The sequence below is a fragment of the Empedobacter sp. UBA2044 genome (assembly GCF_002333005.1).
In the GTDB taxonomy this organism is placed as follows: Bacteria; Bacteroidota; Bacteroidia; order Flavobacteriales; family Weeksellaceae; genus Empedobacter; species Empedobacter falsenii_B.
The window spans coordinates 1-17210 of sequence record NZ_DDBA01000056.1; the positions used below are offsets into that span (position 1 = coordinate 1).

At 31.3% G+C, this 17210-nt stretch carries 17 protein-coding genes; 8 read left to right on the forward strand and 9 right to left on the reverse strand.

Annotated elements, in window-relative coordinates; translation table 11 throughout:
* Positions 1-91: 91 nt before the first annotated feature.
* The 3 genes from B4E59_RS09570 to B4E59_RS09580 all read right to left on the reverse strand — a co-directional run bounded on the left by B4E59_RS09570 (position 92) and on the right by B4E59_RS09580 (position 2785).
* Entirely contained in the window at positions 92-727 is a 636-nt protein-coding gene (locus tag B4E59_RS09570) for a carbonic anhydrase (protein WP_280051755.1), read from the reverse strand.
* Positions 728-777: 50 nt separating this feature from the next.
* Complete coding sequence (locus B4E59_RS09575; protein WP_038333625.1) at positions 778-2322, reverse strand: SulP family inorganic anion transporter; 1545 nt, start codon at positions 2320-2322, stop codon at positions 778-780.
* 103 nt (positions 2323-2425) lie between these two features.
* Positions 2426-2785 carry a hypothetical protein gene (locus B4E59_RS09580; RefSeq protein ID WP_125350206.1) on the reverse strand — a complete coding sequence of 120 codons (360 nt, stop codon included), beginning with the start codon at positions 2783-2785 and terminating at the stop codon, positions 2426-2428.
* A 189-nt stretch (positions 2786-2974) separates the two neighbouring features.
* Here B4E59_RS09580 and B4E59_RS09585 point away from each other — a divergent pair, with 189 nt between their 5' ends.
* The 5 genes from B4E59_RS09585 to B4E59_RS09605 all read left to right on the forward strand — a co-directional run bounded on the left by B4E59_RS09585 (position 2975) and on the right by B4E59_RS09605 (position 9552).
* On the forward strand, positions 2975-3814 hold the full coding sequence (locus B4E59_RS09585) for a hypothetical protein (RefSeq protein WP_260509658.1): 840 nt from the start codon (positions 2975-2977) through the stop codon (positions 3812-3814).
* A 185-nt stretch (positions 3815-3999) separates the two neighbouring features.
* Positions 4000-5886, forward strand: coding sequence for a S9 family peptidase (locus B4E59_RS09590; protein ID WP_291048113.1), 1887 nt, complete (start codon positions 4000-4002; stop codon positions 5884-5886).
* A gap of 178 nt (positions 5887-6064) precedes the next feature.
* Positions 6065-6766: a hypothetical protein gene (locus B4E59_RS09595; RefSeq protein WP_291052680.1), complete on the forward strand. Its 702-nt coding sequence runs from the start codon at positions 6065-6067 to the stop codon at positions 6764-6766.
* 46 nt (positions 6767-6812) lie between these two features.
* Positions 6813-9008 carry an ATP-binding protein gene (locus B4E59_RS09600; RefSeq protein ID WP_291052683.1) on the forward strand — a complete coding sequence of 732 codons (2196 nt, stop codon included), beginning with the start codon at positions 6813-6815 and terminating at the stop codon, positions 9006-9008.
* Complete coding sequence (locus B4E59_RS09605) at positions 8998-9552, forward strand: biliverdin-producing heme oxygenase (protein WP_291052686.1); 555 nt, start codon at positions 8998-9000, stop codon at positions 9550-9552. Before B4E59_RS09600 ends, B4E59_RS09605 begins: the two co-directional genes overlap by 11 nt.
* A 188-nt stretch (positions 9553-9740) precedes the next feature.
* Here B4E59_RS09605 and B4E59_RS09610 read toward each other — a convergent pair whose 3' ends face one another.
* The gene (locus B4E59_RS09610) at positions 9741-10406 is read right to left on the reverse strand and encodes a DUF2490 domain-containing protein (protein ID WP_286496271.1); all 666 of its coding nucleotides are present in this window, start codon (positions 10404-10406) and stop codon (positions 9741-9743) included.
* Positions 10407-10485: 79 nt separating this feature from the next.
* Positions 10486-11508, reverse strand: coding sequence for an LLM class flavin-dependent oxidoreductase (locus B4E59_RS09615; RefSeq protein ID WP_219035004.1), 1023 nt, complete (start codon positions 11506-11508; stop codon positions 10486-10488).
* A gap of 106 nt (positions 11509-11614) precedes the next feature.
* Here B4E59_RS09615 and B4E59_RS09620 point away from each other — a divergent pair, with 106 nt between their 5' ends.
* Both B4E59_RS09620 and B4E59_RS09625 read left to right on the forward strand, forming a co-directional pair.
* Positions 11615-12259 carry an MgtC/SapB family protein gene (locus B4E59_RS09620; RefSeq protein WP_291052691.1) on the forward strand — a complete coding sequence of 215 codons (645 nt, stop codon included), beginning with the start codon at positions 11615-11617 and terminating at the stop codon, positions 12257-12259.
* A gap of 5 nt (positions 12260-12264) precedes the next feature.
* Positions 12265-12645, forward strand: coding sequence for a hypothetical protein (locus B4E59_RS09625; protein WP_286496269.1), 381 nt, complete (start codon positions 12265-12267; stop codon positions 12643-12645).
* Between the two features lie 45 nt (positions 12646-12690).
* Here B4E59_RS09625 and B4E59_RS09630 read toward each other — a convergent pair whose 3' ends face one another.
* Positions 12691-13272: a MiaE family protein gene (locus B4E59_RS09630; RefSeq protein WP_115001228.1), complete on the reverse strand. Its 582-nt coding sequence runs from the start codon at positions 13270-13272 to the stop codon at positions 12691-12693.
* Positions 13273-13342: 70 nt separating this feature from the next.
* Positions 13343-13744: a hypothetical protein gene (locus B4E59_RS09635; RefSeq protein WP_219035005.1), complete on the reverse strand. Its 402-nt coding sequence runs from the start codon at positions 13742-13744 to the stop codon at positions 13343-13345.
* Positions 13745-13843: 99 nt separating this feature from the next.
* Between B4E59_RS09635 and B4E59_RS09640 the strand changes: the two genes are divergently transcribed.
* Positions 13844-15085 carry a glycosyltransferase gene (locus tag B4E59_RS09640; RefSeq protein ID WP_291052694.1) on the forward strand — a complete coding sequence of 414 codons (1242 nt, stop codon included), beginning with the start codon at positions 13844-13846 and terminating at the stop codon, positions 15083-15085.
* Positions 15086-15100: 15 nt separating this feature from the next.
* Here B4E59_RS09640 and B4E59_RS09645 read toward each other — a convergent pair whose 3' ends face one another.
* Both B4E59_RS09645 and B4E59_RS09650 read right to left on the reverse strand, forming a co-directional pair.
* Complete coding sequence (locus tag B4E59_RS09645; protein ID WP_180906231.1) at positions 15101-15613, reverse strand: hypothetical protein; 513 nt, start codon at positions 15611-15613, stop codon at positions 15101-15103.
* A 78-nt stretch (positions 15614-15691) separates the two neighbouring features.
* Positions 15692-17131: an MBL fold metallo-hydrolase gene (locus B4E59_RS09650; protein ID WP_286496268.1), complete on the reverse strand. Its 1440-nt coding sequence runs from the start codon at positions 17129-17131 to the stop codon at positions 15692-15694.
* Between the last annotated feature and the right edge of the window lie 79 nt (positions 17132-17210).

Consider the following 17210-nt stretch of genomic DNA (forward strand, 5'->3'; position numbering starts at 1 on the left):
CACAGTTTTTTGGATATTGCCAATTAAATAACAAAAGCCACTCGTAGAGTGGCTTTTACATTACTAAAAAATATCTAAAGAATTAATTGTTTTATAACCAAGTTACAACGCCTGAATCTACACAGTAGTTTGCACCTATTATCTTGATTTTCCCTTCTTTTTCTAAGGTATTCAAGGTTGTACTTTGGTTACGAATATCTTCTATTGTTTGTATAACGTTTTGGTGATTTAATCTTTCTAATAAATCTGCATTTTTAGAAGAACGTTCTTCACCATCTTTTATAATTTCGTCGATAATTGGATTGAAATGATCAACCAAATGACACAAATTATTCATTCCAGTTTTGTGAATTGCTTCAGCGTCTAATCCGCCTTTCAAAGCGCCACATTTAGAGTGTCCTAAGACAACAATCAATTTAGAGCCAGCCACATTTGTTCCGAATTCCATCGAACCTAAAATATCTTGATTAACGAAATTACCAGCAATTCGTACACTAAAAATATCTCCTAAACCTTGATCGAAAATAAGTTCCGCAGAAGTACGGCTATCAATACAGCTTAAAACAACCGCAAACGGCCATTGTCCCTCTCTTGTGTCATTCACTTGTGAAAGTAAATCTCTGTTCGCTTTTAAATTTTGAACAAATCTTGCATTTCCTTCTTTTAAAAATTCTAACGCTTTATCTGGAGTTGTTGTTGCTTGAGTTTCTGATGTATGTGCTTTCATTATATTTAATTTTATTGTGTGTGTTTTAATTTTTATATGTTTTTTACAGATTAATGCGCTCCAGCTACTAAAACGTAACCAAAGAATTCTCTAAACGATGGAGGATTATCTACTGTTCCACGTTCGGAAATTAGTCGAATATTAATATTATTATTTTTTGCTTTTACTTTAAATTCATCTAAATATTCGATAATATCATAATCTAGAATACGAGTTTTTCTAACATCTAATTCAAGATTAGAACCAGGTTTCAAACCATCTAATTCTTTTACAATTGCACCGCGGTTTACAAACGTTACCTCCTCAGCAAAATTCATATGGAAAACATTTCCTTCTTTTACCAACATTACGTGCGAGTTATTGTAAGATTTGATTAACGAAACCACTACACCAACAATAAGACCAATGATGATACCTTTTAATAAATCTGTTGCCAAAATTGCAATAACTGTTACTGCGAACGGAATTAACTGATCTTTTCCTAATTTTTTCATATCCAAGAATTGTTTCGGATTACCTAATTTGTATCCAATAACCAATAGAATAGAAGCTAAAACCGCATTTGGAATTAAATTTAAAAACATTGGAATAGAGATCACACTCACTAATAATAAAACACCGTGCGTAATTGTAGAAAGTTTTGTAAGCCCGCCACTCATTGCATTTGCAGATGAACGTACAATAACTTGCGTAACAGGTAAACCTCCAATTAAACCAGCTAAAGAGTTTCCGACACCTTGTGCAATCAATTCTCGATTTGTAGGTGTTTGACGCTTTAAAGGATCTAATTTATCAGTTGCTTCTACAGATAATAAAGTCTCTAATGACGCTACAATTGCGATGGTAAATGCAACTTGCCAAACCATAGGATTTGTTAATCCAGAGGCGAAATCGGGCATAGTAAATTGTCCTAAGAAATCTGAAACACTTTCAGGAACAGGAACTTTTACTAATAAATTGTGGTCGATAGAAAATACTTCGTGGTTGGTATCACCAATTGTAACTTGGTACAAAATACCTACTAATACAGCTACTAATGATCCTGGTAATAATTTGAAAAAGTTTGATTTTTTTCCTAAAATATTATCCCAAACAATCAAGATAAATAAAGAGATTGCTGTAATAATAATGGCTCCTGGCGTGATAAAATCTAAACTAAAATTACTAAAACTAAATGTTTCTGTATAGCCTAACGCTAATGGAATTTGTTTCAAGAAAATTGAAATACCAATCGCACATAACATTCCTTTAATCACCGAAGATGGAAAGTAATAACCAATAACTCCGGCTTTTAGAATACCTAGTAATATTTGAAAAATTCCGGCGATAACAACCGCGACTAAAAATAGTTCGTAAGCACCCAAATCTGTAATAGCAGTTAATACAATAACGACCAAACCAGCCGCAGGACCAGAAACACCAATTTGAGATTTAGAAATAAGACCAACAACAATTCCTCCTACAATTCCCGCAATAATTCCGGCAAATAAAGGCGCACCACTGGCCAACGCAACACCTAAACATAAAGGCAATGCTACGAAAAAGACAACAATACTCGCAGGTATGTCCTTTTTCCAATTTTGAAAAAGATTCATAATAGTTTTAAAATGAATTATTTAATAATTTGAAATGATAAAAATAAATTTGCTATCCATTCAATAGATTTGAATAGGATGATGCAAAAAATCAATTAAAAAATTAAACTAATTCAGGAGGTGGAGTTGTCACACCATTATCTAAAGATGCATATGCATTAGAATGATGAAAATCCGAATATGTAATTTGTTTCACATTAAAAAATGTAAACAATTTTATTTCGTGGAAATAATGTATTTTTTCTGTAATTTCGCTCGAAGAATTTTTCTGATTATTTTCTTCTTCAGTTGAAGTTTGAGAAAACAAAGCTTTTTGATCATTGTCAGAAGAATCTTTTTCGTCTTGCTGCTCCAATCTCATCTGATAATCCATATAGCCCGCCAACCCTTGCATGTTCGTACTGAACACCAAAAGAAGCGTGAAAAAAATTCCGATGCTATGTTTTATCAGGTAGTCTTTCATTATGTCACAAAAATATATTTTAATTTTTAATTACAAAATAGAGGATATCATTTTTAATAAATATTTATCATTTTATTTTATGACGCTTAACAATGTTTATTGATTTTAAATATTGTCTAGATATAAAATTGATATCATAAATCATTTTTACTCAATTTTTTTAAGAATAGATTTGCAAAAAGTTAAATTTTGAGAAAGTATATAAGTGTAATGTTTTTAGTTGCTTTGGTTGCAACTACTTTCGGGCAAGGAAAAAATAATAAAGGTAAATTTTATATTTATTGGGGTTGGAATCACGCGCAGTATACAAAATCAGATATTCAGTTCAAAGGAGATGGATACGATTTTACGTTGGATAATGTAGCAGCTCATGACCGTCAAACTTCCTTTGGAATCAAGTATTTCAATCCAAGTTCTATGACGATTCCGCAATATAACTTCCGTTTAGGTTACTTTGTTTCGGATAATTGGAATATCTCTTTCGGGATTGACCACATGAAATATGTGATGGATCAAGATCAAGTTGTAAAAATGAATGGTCACATCAATACAGGTTCAGATTACGATGGAACATATAATAATGTCGATCAAAAATTAACAGAAGATTTCTTAACGTTTGAGCATACAGATGGTTTGAACTATGCTAATTTAGAGGTTCGTCGTTTTGATAATATTCAACATTTCCCAATCACAAAAAATGGAAAAGGAATCGATGTTAACGTAACAGCTGGTTTGGGAGCAGGGATTTTATATCCACGTTCTAACGTAAAATTGATGGGTAATGAACGTTATGATGAGTTTCACTTAGCAGGTTTTGCAACAGCTGCAATGGTTGGGATTAACTTTACTTTTTGGGATTATTTCTTTGTACAGGCCGAATTAAAGGGTGGATATGCTAACTTGAGTGATATTCGTACAACTGCAAACAAAGCTGATAAAGCAAAACAGGATATTGTGTTCTCCCAACAAAACTTAGTTTTTGGAGCAATTATTCCAGTTTTTACTCATAAAAATAAGTTAAACTTTTAATTAAGTAGTTTAATATAAAATATATAGCCTAATTTTAAGAATCGATTAGACGATTTGAAAAAAATTATTAGCGGAGACATCATTTAAGTACAATTTGTACTGGATGATGTCTTTTTTTAATTATAAATTTTACCTTTCTCCATAAAGAATTGTTACTTTTACAATTATTTAGATTTGAAATTAACATGAATAGATTTTCTGTATTAGTCGCAAGTATCTTGATATCGACAACAGCAATGGGACAAAAAGTAATGACGCCAGAACTTCTTTGGCAAGTAAAAAAAGTAGCTCCAGTTGGAGTAACGAAAGATCAAAAAAATCTGATTTATAAAGTAACTTCTACTAACGTAAAAACACAAGAAGACACATCGAAAACATATATGATTTCGTTGGCAGGAGGAAAAGCTTCGGAAATCGAAGATTATAAAACGCTTTTGGCTGATGAATCGTTGAATAAATCTCAACAATATAAAGCAGAAACTGATAAAGTTAAATTACAAAAGGTTTTTGGTTCTGATTATTATCCAGAAATGGACAAATCGAATGTGCAGATTTATAATGAATTAAATTACAGACATTGGGATACTTGGAATGATGGAAATTACGATCATTTATTTGTGTCAGAAAATAAAGAAGGTTCAACTAAAATTGATGTTTTAAAAGACGAACCATATTCTGTTTCAGAATTTGTTTGGACGCCAGATGGAACAAAAGTTTTGTATGTTTCTAAGAAGAAATTCGGAACAGATTACGCATTAAGCACAAATACAGATATTTATCAATACGATTTAGCAACGAAAACGACGAAAAATATCACGGAAGGAAAAATGGGTTATGACAATACACCAAGTTTTTCTTCTCAAGGAGATTTTGCGTTTTTGAGCATGGAGCGCGATGGTTACGAGGCAGATAAAAATGACTTAATCGTTCGTCGTGGTGATATCGAAATGAATATTACAAAACATTGGGACGGAACCGTACAAGGTTATAAATGGAGCAATGATGGTAACAAAATTTATTTCAATGCACCAGTAGGAGGAACAATTCAATTATTTGAGGTTGATGTAAACTTCAAAATGAGAAAAATGCCTTTTATCAAACAAATTACAAAAGGTGATTTTGACATTGCAGACATCAAAGAAATTGTTGGTAATAAAGCAATTGTTACAAAAACAGATATCAATCACGCTGCAGAAATTTATGTAGTTGATTTGAAATCTGGAGCATTAACTCAATTAACAAACGAAAACAAAGATATCTTCGATAATATTGCGTTGAGTGATGTAAAAGCACGTAAAATTAAAACAACAGACGGAAAAGAAATGTTTGCATGGGTAATTTATCCGCCAAATTTCGATCCGAATAAAAAATACCCAACTTTATTGTATTGTCAAGGTGGACCACAATCTGCTTTAACTCAATTTTATTCTCCTCGTTGGAATTTCCAATTAATGGCAGCACAAGGGTATATTGTAATTGCGCCAAACCGTCGTGGAATGCCAGGTCATGGAGTAGAGTGGAATGAGCAAATTTCTAAAGATTGGGGAGGACAAGTAATGCAAGATTATTTGGCTGCGATTGATGATATCTCGAAGGAATATTATGTAGATAAAGATCGTCGTGGTGCTGTTGGTGCATCTTACGGAGGATATTCTGTTTATTATTTAGCAGGTATTCACGAAGGTCGTTTCAAATCTTTTATTGCACATAATGGTGTTTTCGATTTGAAATCGATGTACGGAACTACAGAAGAAATTTTCTTTACAAACTGGGACGCTGGTGGCGCTTGGTGGGAAACAAATAACAAAGCTGCGCAAAAAACGTACTCTAAATTTGATCCAAGTAGTACAGAATTAGTAAATAAATGGAATACGCCAATGTTAATTTATGTTGGAGGTCATGATTATCGTGTGCCAATGGGACAAGGGCAAGAGGCTTATCAAATTTTACAATTGAAAGGAATCAAATCTCGTTTTATTTATTTCCCTGAAGAAAATCACTGGGTATTAAAACCACAAAATTCTGTGATTTGGCATACAGAATTTTTCAAATGGTTAAAAGAAACCTTGTAATTCAATTGATTTATAAATCATAACTATAATTTAAAAGTGCAATTTCTATAGAAATTGCACTTTTTTTATTTCTTTGAAAATCAATGACAATATCTAATAAACGAACCAATTATTTTTTTAAATTTTGTAGAGTAGAATAATCGTTGTAAATTCAAAAACATAAGTCAAAACCCAATTTATGAGTAAGGATAATAACAAAATATATTTTTCGAATAGCCCATTTACAAACGGACACAAAGTAATAGATTTTGTTTGGAGTGCTCGCCTTGATGAAAATTTTGACCTTTGGATGGATCTTCATTTAGAGTCAGATAATTATGACGAAGAAGAAGAATATAAAGATGATTTGGATGAAATAGATGACATTTCTCAAGAGAATGCCGAAAAGCAACTTTGGATTAATTATGATCACGCAATCATCTCGAGTACATATTGGAACAACAAAGGAATAAAGATTGAAAACGAAGCACAATTAGATTTTAATCAACTGAATAGAAAAACATTCGAAATTGATTCACTTCCAGTGAATTTGGACGAACCTGAAAACCTTGCTTTTGGTATTTCGATGTTAGGAAATGACACGGTTGCACAGCACGAAATTACGTTTCTAGATACAGAAGAATTTGGTGTTTTTGATATCAAATGGAAAGGGAAAATTGCTAATACGTATTTAGGAGAAACCGATTTTGATTACGATTTTTATGTCTATATGAAGAACATAAAATTCAACGGAATCAAGGTTCACCCATCGTTAGAAAAAGAAAAAGTTACAGCATTTTTTGAGAAAAGTTTAACTCATTTTAGTGATTTCGAATTAGTGGATACCGATGAATTAGAGTTGGAAAATTATATTCTGAAAATTAAAAGGCAAGAAGATTAAAAAATAAATTTTAACTTAGATTCATAATTACTCCTAAACCATTTATATGACCAACCAAATCATCAAAAATTGTGAAGACGAAGAAATTCAGTTTCTCAACGAAATTCAACCTTTTGGATATTTGATAGGAATTCATAAAAATTCGCATCAAATTGAATTTTTTTCTCAAAATATTGATGAATTATTTGAAATTTCTACCGAAAAGATATTAAGCCAACATATTAATCAACTTCATGATTTTGAGCTTGATTTTGATGAGGTTTTGAATTTAGAACAAGGTGAATTTTACCGAACTAATACAAAAGTTAATTCAAAAACCTATCATTTAACAGTTTATCATTTTGATGAATTGATTTATTTAGAGTTAGAAGAATTAATTATTTTAGAAAATAGATTAGCCTATTATAATTTTTCTGAACAAATTCTGTACTCTAAGTCTATAAGCTTAACTTGGGATTTGTTAATTTCATCTATCAAGAGCTTGATTCATTACGAGAGAGTAATGTTGTATAAATTTTTGGAAGATGGTAGTGGCGTTGTTATAGCGGAAGAAATTGATAAGGGATTAGGTTCTTATATGGGTTTGCGTTTTCCCGAATTTGATATTCCTAAACAAGCACGTCAACTGTATCTAGAGAAAAAAAGCCGTTTGGTTGCAGATGTAGACAGTAAAAGAATCATTTTAATTGGTAATGAGAATTATCAAAAAATAAACTTGATGTACTCTTCTGTTAGAGCACTTTCTCCAATACATCTACAGTATTTACGCAATGCTAATTGTGAAGCAAGTTTCTCTATTTCTATTGTAATTAACGAAAAATTGTGGGGAATTGTAGCATGTCAGAATTCCAAGCCAAAATTTATTCCAAATCAAGTTCGTTTGCAAACCGAATTATTGACGCGTCAAGCAAGGTTGACTTATGTGAATTTTAAATCAACTGAACGATTAAAGTTCCAAAATCATTTTAACGAAACAGCGATTAAATTGAAAGAGAATCTTTTAACAGAAGAAAATCTTCAGCAATCAATGAACAATAATCTAAAAGAGGTTCTTAATCTTACAAAGGCAGATGGAATTGCATTGGTTAATTTTGACGATGTTTTTGTAGAAGGCGAAACGCCAGATAAAGAAGAAATTTTGAGAATAAAAGAATGGGCATTTAAAAGAAACTCAGCACGTTTATTTACCTCGAATACTTTTTATCTAGATTATGGACAAGAGCTTAGGCTTAGTCCAAGTTCGGCTGGTGTAATGTTTTGTTTTCTAAATCAAACTTACGAACATTTTATTATTTGGTTCAAAAAAGAACAAGTTCAAACCTTAAATTGGGCTGGAGAACCAAGTAAAATTAAAAATGTAGATGTTATAAATGGTGATGAAATACACAGTTTTTCTCCTCGAACTTCTTTCAAAATTTGGCAAGAGAACATTAAGAATAAATCGTTTATTTGGTTAGATAAGGAGAAATATGTTGCGAAAGAAGTGATTAAGTTAATTATAGAAACACTTCATTTACAGTCTTTCAAAATTCATAGTTTATATGAACAATTAAAAGAAATAAATGACGAATTAGACTCGTTTACCTATACAGTTTCTCATGATTTACGTACACCATTATCGGTGATGAAATTGAATTGTCAGATGCTTCAACGAAGTTTGAAAGATGATGAAATTAAAAATGATCGATTAAAAAGTGTTATTGAAGAAATTGATCGAATGACACAAATGATGCAGGATCTTTTGGCGTTGAGTAAAGCTAAAAAATCAGAAATTGTATTGTCTACAATCGAAACAAAGCCAATCATAGAAAAGATTATACACGATGTTTTGTTGTATTATAAAATTAACAATACTGAAGTTGTTGTAGAAGAAATACATAATGTTTTGGGAGATAAAACGATGTTTTATGAGGTTTTTCTGAATATTATTGGTAATGCAATAAAATATTCCTCTCAAGCAAAACATCCAAAGATTGAAATATCATCTGAAATCAATAATAAAGAAGTTATCTTCAAAATAAAAGATAACGGAATTGGTATAAAAGAAGAAGATTATAATAAAATGTTCAAGCTATTTAGCAGAATGTCTAACACTGGAAACATTTCTGGAAACGGAGTTGGACTTTCGATTGCGCATAGAATGATGGATAGAATGAATGGTGGTATATCTTTTGAGAGTAGAGTAGGAGAAGGAACAACTTTTATATTAACATTTAAAAAAAATCTAACGAATGCTATCTGATTATTTAAAAGAAAAAACAGCGGTTTATCACAAAGAAATTGAAGATAAATTAGAGTCGAATAAATTGTTTAACAGCACATTTACAGATAAAAATTACTATAAAATGTTGCAGGTTAATCATATTTTTCTAAAATCTTATGAAGATTCTATCAAACAATTTTTGAATGACAAAGATTTAAAAAATTTAACGTTGACAAAATTGAATAAATTGTCTTTGATTGAACAAGATATCAATGAGTTAGGTTTAGAAGAATTGAATGTACCAAAACAATTCGAGCTTCGAAATAGAGACGAAGCAATTGGAGCTTTGTATGTGATAGAAGGTTCTATGCTTGGCGGAAATGTAATTGCAAAAACACTGAAAAAGTATCCTTTTTTAGAGAATAAAAGTTTCAATTATTTTGGACATTACGGCGAAAACCTTGGTCAAATCTGGAAAACTTTTATTGGTTATATTAATCAAGAATTTACAACTGAAGAAGAGCAACAACAAGTTTTTGAAGGGGCAAAAAAAGCCTACGAAGATTTGATAAGTTTTGCTTAGAAAAAATATTTTTAAATAAGACCTCTTTAGTTTCGACTAAAGAGGTCTTATTTTTTTATGAAGTAATTAAAATTATTGATTAGATTAATTATATTAGTAATTAATAAAAATAGTGCATTTTACTTTTGTTTTTCCATTTAGCTTGACTTTCATATAATCAAGTGTAAATTATCCTAACCAAGATAAGACTATTTTATCAGATTATTAACTGTCAATCCAATCATCAAATGATCGGTATGAGATGCTTTAAGACTTTGTAACATATAACCAGCTTCTAAACTAAAAGTTGGCGAAATAACGTAACCAAAGCTTAAACCAAGTCGATTTCTATCAAACGTTTTATCTTTTACAGCTTGTAGAAAAATCTCATCATACGCTTTCAAATACCACGTGTTTTCGATTAATTTGGCATTATTTAGCGGAACAGTTGCAGTCAATTGATAACGAAATCTAAATTGTGTATCATTTTCTAAAAAGCGTTCTTCGACACGAAAGCGATGCGCGAAATTAAAACGTTGTAAAGCATGTTTTGTATTGAATTGTTGATACAAACGATGTTCGTGACTATGAGCATAATCGTCTGTAGCAGTAGGAGTTCTGTTTTGAATGTAGGCGTAACCAGCTAAAATTGTATTGTTATTTTCGGTTAAGTTGTAACCAATTCCTCCACGAATCAAAAGTTGTTGTAACTGATCTAAATCTTCGTACGAACGATATTGTATATCCGACTGAAAATTAAAATCTTTATTGATTTTTTGATTGATATTTAAGGTATTCCAAGTTCTAAAATTACTTTCTTGTGCATGCACACCGAAGTTGGCTAAAACAATAAAACAGGCTAATATTTTCTTCATTCATTCAATTTTAACGAAAAATAAAAAAAGACACGAAAACGAATCGTGTCTTTTGTCATTATAAATTAAATTTATTTTGTTACATTTTCACTTTTGGTAGAATATCTTTTCCAAAAATTTCGATAGATTTCATCATATCCAAGTGATTTGGCGCTCCCACGTCCATGTGTGCAGAAAAACGAGTTAAACCAAACATTTCCTGATATTTCAAAATACGATCAACCGCTAAAGAAGCGTCTCCAACAATCAAATGTCCATTTGTAGAACGTCCATAGTCAAACTGTGGTTTTGTATATTTTGGCCAACCTCTACTTGCTCCAATTCTATTCATTTGTGCACCATAAATTGGAAAATATTCTTCTGCAATTTTTTCGCTATCTTCTCCAAAAAAAGAGTGCATGTGAACGCCAATTTGCATCGTTTTAATATCATGACCATTTTCGATATAAACTTGTTTATAAATTTCGAACAGATAGTTAAAATCAGCAGGATTGCCTCCAATAATCGCGAAAATAATAGGTAAACCTAATGTTGCAGCACGTACAATTGATGATTTTGTTCCGCCAACAGCAATCCAAATAGGTAGTTTTTCTTGCACAGGCTTTGGATAAACACTTTGATTAATAATTGGCATTCTAAATTTTCCGCGCCAATTGATTACTTCGTTTTTATTTAAATCTAAAAGTAAACGAAGTTTTTCATCAAAAAGAGCATCGTAATCGTTTAAATCATAACCGAAAAGAGGAAAAGATTCGATGAATGAACCGCGTCCAGCCATAATTTCAGCACGACCATTCGATAAATTGTCAACACTAGCAAAATCTTGATACAACTTTACGGGATCTGTAGAACTGATGACAGAAACGGCACTTCCCAACTTAATATTTTTTGTAACTGTAGACAAAGCAGCCAAAATAATTTCTGGAGAAGAAACTGCGTAATCAGGACGATGATGTTCTCCAATTCCAAAGAAATCTAATCCAATTTCGTCCATTAATTTTACTTCTTCTATAATCTCACTCATACGTTGTTGAGGAGTTTGTGTATAACCAGTTTTAGGATCAATATGTAGATCGCCAAACATTCCTATTCCTAATTCCATACTATTTTAGATTTAGTCAAATTTACGTATAGAATTTTAGATTTAAATTGATATAGGATAGTTAATAAAAGATCAAATTTGTATATTTAATGTTATATATTCTGTTATGGAAGAATTTTTAGCGAATTCGATTCAAAATGAATTGATTTTAATTTGTATATCGATTATAATTGGCGTTTTGATCGGTACGGAAAGAGAATATCGCAACAAATCTGCCGGTTTACGAACATTCATTTTAGTTAGTTTTGGTTCCTGTTTGTTTACAATTCTTTCGATCCGAATTGGAGTAGGAAATCCTGATCGATTGGCTGCAAATATCATTACGGGAATTGGATTTTTAGGAGCCGGAGTAATTTTTAAGGACGATAATAAAGTTGCAGGGATTACGACCGCAACTACTATTTGGGCGACTGCATCGTTGGGAATGTGTATTGGAGCGGGGTATGTTTATTTAGGTTTATTGGGAAGTGTTATCGTTTTGATTATTTTGGTTGGATTAACTTATCTTCAAAATTATATTGATGATTACCATAAAATTAAATATTATACAATTCTGACAAAGTCGAAAGAGGAATATGAATATTGTCAAACATTATTTAAAAAATTTGATTTAAAATTTTCGGTTGCTAAGCAACATGCTACAGATGGAAATGTTTCTACAACTTGGTTGGTTAGAGGTAAAAGTAAACAACATAAAATGTTGATGAAGCAATTATTAGATGATAAAATTATAAAAACCTATCAATTTTAATTAGCATGAAAAACCTAACAGATGACAAAAATATTTGGTTAGATGAACCGGAAGATCACGATTTTCCTGCTGCGCAAGATTATTTGGAATTAATTTTTAAGCCTGAAATAGCTACTTCACTTACAAATAAATTATCGAAAGCCGAAACAATCATCAAGAAATCCAAAGATATTTTTAGAGCGAGTAAATTGAGTTTGCTTCCTTTGGAAAATAGACATGTTCAAGAGAATTTCAAAAAAATAAAAGCAAATAAAAAGCTTTCTCCAATTTTGTTGGTAAGATCTGCGAACGAATTAATCATTGCAGATGGTTATCATCGCTTGTGTTGTAGTTATTATTTGACGGAAGATTTGGACGTTCCTTGTCGATTGATTTATGTCGAATAAAAAAGTGAAATCAAATCTTGATTTCACTTTTTTATTATCTAAATTCTATCCGTGTATAGCTTCTTTATTTCCGTAAGATTGAATCAAATTTCCTTCAAAATCCAACCATTCTTTCCAACGTTTGTCCACATCAACATCAGTTGAAAGTTTTCGAGCAAAATTTAAGAAAGTTGTGTAATGATTCGCTTCCGAAACCATCAAATCATAGTAAAACTTTGCTAATTCTTCGTCGTTTATATTTTGAGATAATGTTCTGAAACGCTCACAACTTCTTGCTTCAATCATCGCTGCAAATAATAGACGATCAACAAAAGCCATATTTCGAGAACCATCTTTTTTACAAAATTTCATCAATTGACCAACATAATCATCTTTTCGCTCGCGACCTAATTTGTATCCACGACGCTCGATAATTTCTACAACCATTTTGAAATGTTGCATTTCTTCGATTGCAATATCCGACATTTCCTGAATAAATTCGTCATGTTCAGAATTATACGCAATCATGGTAATCGCGTTTGTCGCCGCTTTTTGTTCACACCACGCATGATCTGTTAAAATTTCTTCTAAATTTCTTTCCGCAATATCAGCCCAACGTGGGTCTGTCAAAAGTTTTAATCCAAGCATTTTTCGAAAAATATTAAGTCCAAATTTACGAAATTATATTGTTTAAAGATTGAATGTGAAAAATCGTCTATTAAATGATTTTCTTTTCAATCATTTCTAATATCACATCCGATGCATGTTTGAAAGTTGGTGCTTGTTCCGTCAAACTTGCTGCATTTTTTTTGTTCACTTTAAAAATCAAATCTTTTTCAGTTGTAAATAATAAAGCATTTGTAAATGGATTTTTGATGTAAGAACTCAAAATTAAAAAAGTCTGTTCAACACTATGAAATTGCTCAACTTCTTCGGTTTTATAACGAAATGTGAAGGCAAAATTGTACTCATTATTTTCTAAAAGATGTAAACGAACAAATATATTTTTAAGATCAGTATCTCCAATAGTTTTGGCCATTGTAAGTTTTGCAAAAGTTCCTTCTTTGATACTTGATTTTACTTGCCCGAAAAATTCTTCAAAAACAGTTTGATAAGACATTTTATATAATTTTAGCTGCAAATTTACATTAAAATAAGCCAAATTGGGTGTATAATATTTAATCTTCCAATTAAGAAACAGAAAGTGTAATTTTGTGGGATGAAAAAACTTTTAATCATTGGTCAAGTTTGGCCAGAACCAACTTCTTCTGCGGCAGGAACTCGAATGATTCAGTTAATTGATTGTTTCCAAAAAGCTGAATTTGAGATAACTTTTGCCTGCGCTGCTTCAAAATCTGATTATAGTTTTGATTTGATTTTGAAAGGAATAAAAGAAGTTGTAATTCAGTTAAATGATGAAAGTTTTGATAATTTTATTAAACAATTAAATCCTGAAATTGTTCTTTTTGATCGTTTTATGATTGAAGAACAATATGGTTGGCGCGTTTCGAAAGAATGTCCAAATTCGTTGAAGATTTTGGATACAGAAGATTTACATTTTTTACGAAATGCGCGACAAGAAGCAGCTAAAAAAGGAATAGAATTTACAGAAGATTTATTGTTTTCTGATTTAGCAAAACGAGAAATAGCGTCTATTTTACGCTGTGATTTATCGTTGATGATTTCGAAAAAGGAAATAGAAATTCTACAAAATCAATTTAAAATTGATGAAAAAATCTTGTATTATTTGCCTTTTTTAGAAAATGAAATTACAGAAGAAAAAATTAATTCTTGGAAAAGTTTTGAAGAAAGAGAATATTTTATGTTTATCGGAAATTTTATTCATGAACCTAATTTTAATTGTGTTCAGACCTTAAAAAAAGAAATTTGGCCAATTTTGAGAAAGAAACTTCCGAAAGCTGAATTACATATTTATGGTGCTTATGCAACGCAAAAAGTTTTGCAATTAAATAATCCTTCCGAACGATTTTTGATCAAAAGTAGAGCAGAAAATGCGCAAGAAACGATGTCAAATTACAAAGTTTTGTTGGCGCCGATTAATTTTGGCGCTGGTGTAAAAGGAAAGTTTGTGGATGCAATGCAAACTGGAACTCCTTCGGTTACGACTACGATTGGAGCAGAAGCAATGAAAGATAATTTTGATTGGAATGGTTTTGTAGAAGATGATTTTGAAGCGTTTGTGGAGAAAGCTATTTTGCTTTACAATAATGAGAAAGAGTGGGAAATTGCTCAACAAAATGGAATCAAAATTCTGAACGAGAATTACAATAAAAATAAATTTGAAGCTGATTTTTTAGAGAAAATTAAATCGATTGAAGCAAATTTAATCCAACATCGAAATCAAAATTTTATTGGTCAAATTTTGCAACATCATCATCATCAAAGTACAAAATATATGTCACTTTGGATTGAACAGAAAAACAAAAACCTTTCGAAATAGGGTGGTTTTTGTTGATTATTCTACTTTGAAGCTATTTACAATTTTGACAAAATCGCTTTTCATTATTTCTTGATTTTCGAAACTGCAATATTGTAAAATCTGATAGACAAATTCTTTCGTTTCGATTACAGTTTGCAAGAAATAAATATGTCCAGATTCGGGATCATTTGTTTCAAATTCGGTATAAGCATAATTGAATCCCTGTTCGTAGGCAACATAAGGTTTTTTGATATAATTAAACCCTTTTTGTGTTTTATATGGCTCGATAGAATTTAGCGTATAATCAATCATATCCAAATTAGAATCTGCCAATTTTAATTCATCTTTGTGTTCAAAAATCACAAATCCATACGAATTCGGCTTTGGAGCAAGACTTTCAAATTGAATAGTTGCATAATCATTTAACCCAACTGTACGTTGAAAATCTTTTGGAATAGTTAACGCAAACGATTCAGCTCCATGTATTTTCTGTTGAGCAAAAGCGGTAATACATGTAAAAAGAGAGGCGATGAATAACAATTTTTTCATTGGATGAATTTAGATGACGAATATAAAAAAAGCCTTGATTATCCCAAGGCTATAACGTTATTATTTAAAATAAATTGTTTATTTCGTTGAACAAGAATTATTTCCTGATTGACAAGGCGAAGTTCCTTCTACAATTTTAACACCTTCAACTTCTTTTATTTTACCAAAACCTCCAGCAACGTCAATCAAATTTTCGTAACCACGAGCGCGTAAAATTGAAGAGAAAATCATTGAACGATATCCTCCTGCACAATGTACTAAATAGGTTTCTTCAGGATCGATTAATTTCATAGATTCATTGATGAAATCTAAAGGAGCTGTAATTGCACCTTCTACGTGAGAAGTTTCATATTCACCTGGCTTACGAACGTCCAAAACTTTTAATTCAGTTTCATCAACTAACTCTACAAACTCTTCTGGAGAAACCGAAACAATTTCATCGAAATCTTTTTCAGCCTCAACCCAAGCTTGGAAACCATTGTTCAAAAATCCGATTACATTGTCATATCCGACACGAGCCAAACGTGTTACCGCTTCCTCTTCTTCACCAATTTCTGCAATTAACAAAATTGGTTGTTTGATATCTGTGATTAATGTACCAACCCAAGGTGCAAAATTTCCTCTAATTCCAATATTGATGGAGTTTGGAATAAATCCAGCTGCAAAAGTTTGAGGATCGCGAACATCTAAAATTAACGCATTTGTATCTTCCGCAACTTGCATAAATTCGTCTGGAAATAAAGCTTTATTCGCACGTTCTTTCACTACATCCAAAGATTCAACACCCAATTTGTTCATCATTACATTTTCTGGAAAATAGAATGGAGGAGGCATTAATCCTGAAGTTAATTCAGTAATAAATTCCTCTTTTGTCATAGAAGGATTCAAAGCATAATTCACTTCTTTTTGATGTCCTAGCGAATCAAAAGTTTCTTTACTCATGTTTTTTCCACAAGCAGAACCCGCTCCGTGTGCAGGATATACGATAATATCATTAGCTAAAGGCATAATTTTGTTTCGTAAAGAATCAAATAAATAACCAGCTAATTTTTCTTGCGTTAAGTCTGTATTTAATTTTTGAGCTAAATCTGGACGACCAACATCACCAATAAATAAAGTATCTCCTGTAAAAATTGCATAATCTTTACCGTTTTCATCTTTCAATAAATACGTTGTACTCTCCATGGTATGACCTGGTGTGTGTAAAGCTGTAATAGTTATATTTCCTAAAGAAAAAACTTCGCCATCAGTTGCGATATGTGTATCAAAATTTGGTTCCGCAGTTGGACCATAAATAATTGTAGCACCAGTTTTTTGCGCCAAATCTACATGTCCTGAAACGAAATCTGCATGAAAATGCGTTTCGAAAATGTATTTGATTTTTGCATTGTCTTTTGTCGCTTGATCGATGTAAGATTGTGTTTCTCTCAACGGATCAATAATTGCAACTTCACCATTGCTTTCTATATAATAAGCACCTTGCGCAAGACATCCGGTGTAAATTTGTTCAATTTTCATAAGAATGATTTAGTGTGTAAAAATACAAATATTTAAATTTAGAATTTTCCTCTGATGGATGAATTCTGATACTTTTCTT

What these genes read in the sequence shown, in the direction of transcription:
- B4E59_RS09580 (WP_125350206.1), bottom strand. Translation starts at nt 2,785, where the DNA reads ATGAAAGACTACCTGATAAAACATAGCATCGGAATTTTTTTCACGCTT.
- B4E59_RS09590 (WP_291048113.1), top strand. Translation starts at nt 4,000, where the DNA reads ATGAATAGATTTTCTGTATTAGTCGCAAGTATCTTGATATCGACAACA.
- B4E59_RS09595 (WP_291052680.1), top strand. Translation starts at nt 6,065, where the DNA reads ATGAGTAAGGATAATAACAAAATATATTTTTCGAATAGCCCATTTACA.
- B4E59_RS09600 (WP_291052683.1), top strand. Translation starts at nt 6,813, where the DNA reads ATGACCAACCAAATCATCAAAAATTGTGAAGACGAAGAAATTCAGTTT.
- B4E59_RS09625 (WP_286496269.1), top strand. Translation starts at nt 12,265, where the DNA reads ATGAAAAACCTAACAGATGACAAAAATATTTGGTTAGATGAACCGGAA.
- B4E59_RS09570 (WP_280051755.1), bottom strand. Translation starts at nt 727, where the DNA reads ATGAAAGCACATACATCAGAAACTCAAGCAACAACAACTCCAGATAAA.
- B4E59_RS09610 (WP_286496271.1), bottom strand. Translation starts at nt 10,406, where the DNA reads ATGAAGAAAATATTAGCCTGTTTTATTGTTTTAGCCAACTTCGGTGTG.
- B4E59_RS09620 (WP_291052691.1), top strand. Translation starts at nt 11,615, where the DNA reads ATGGAAGAATTTTTAGCGAATTCGATTCAAAATGAATTGATTTTAATT.
- B4E59_RS09605 (WP_291052686.1), top strand. Translation starts at nt 8,998, where the DNA reads ATGCTATCTGATTATTTAAAAGAAAAAACAGCGGTTTATCACAAAGAA.
- B4E59_RS09640 (WP_291052694.1), top strand. Translation starts at nt 13,844, where the DNA reads ATGAAAAAACTTTTAATCATTGGTCAAGTTTGGCCAGAACCAACTTCT.
- B4E59_RS09645 (WP_180906231.1), bottom strand. Translation starts at nt 15,613, where the DNA reads ATGAAAAAATTGTTATTCATCGCCTCTCTTTTTACATGTATTACCGCT.
- B4E59_RS09650 (WP_286496268.1), bottom strand. Translation starts at nt 17,131, where the DNA reads ATGAAAATTGAACAAATTTACACCGGATGTCTTGCGCAAGGTGCTTAT.
- B4E59_RS09575 (WP_038333625.1), bottom strand. Translation starts at nt 2,322, where the DNA reads ATGAATCTTTTTCAAAATTGGAAAAAGGACATACCTGCGAGTATTGTT.
- B4E59_RS09630 (WP_115001228.1), bottom strand. Translation starts at nt 13,272, where the DNA reads ATGCTTGGATTAAAACTTTTGACAGACCCACGTTGGGCTGATATTGCG.
- B4E59_RS09615 (WP_219035004.1), bottom strand. Translation starts at nt 11,508, where the DNA reads ATGGAATTAGGAATAGGAATGTTTGGCGATCTACATATTGATCCTAAA.
- B4E59_RS09635 (WP_219035005.1), bottom strand. Translation starts at nt 13,744, where the DNA reads ATGTCTTATCAAACTGTTTTTGAAGAATTTTTCGGGCAAGTAAAATCA.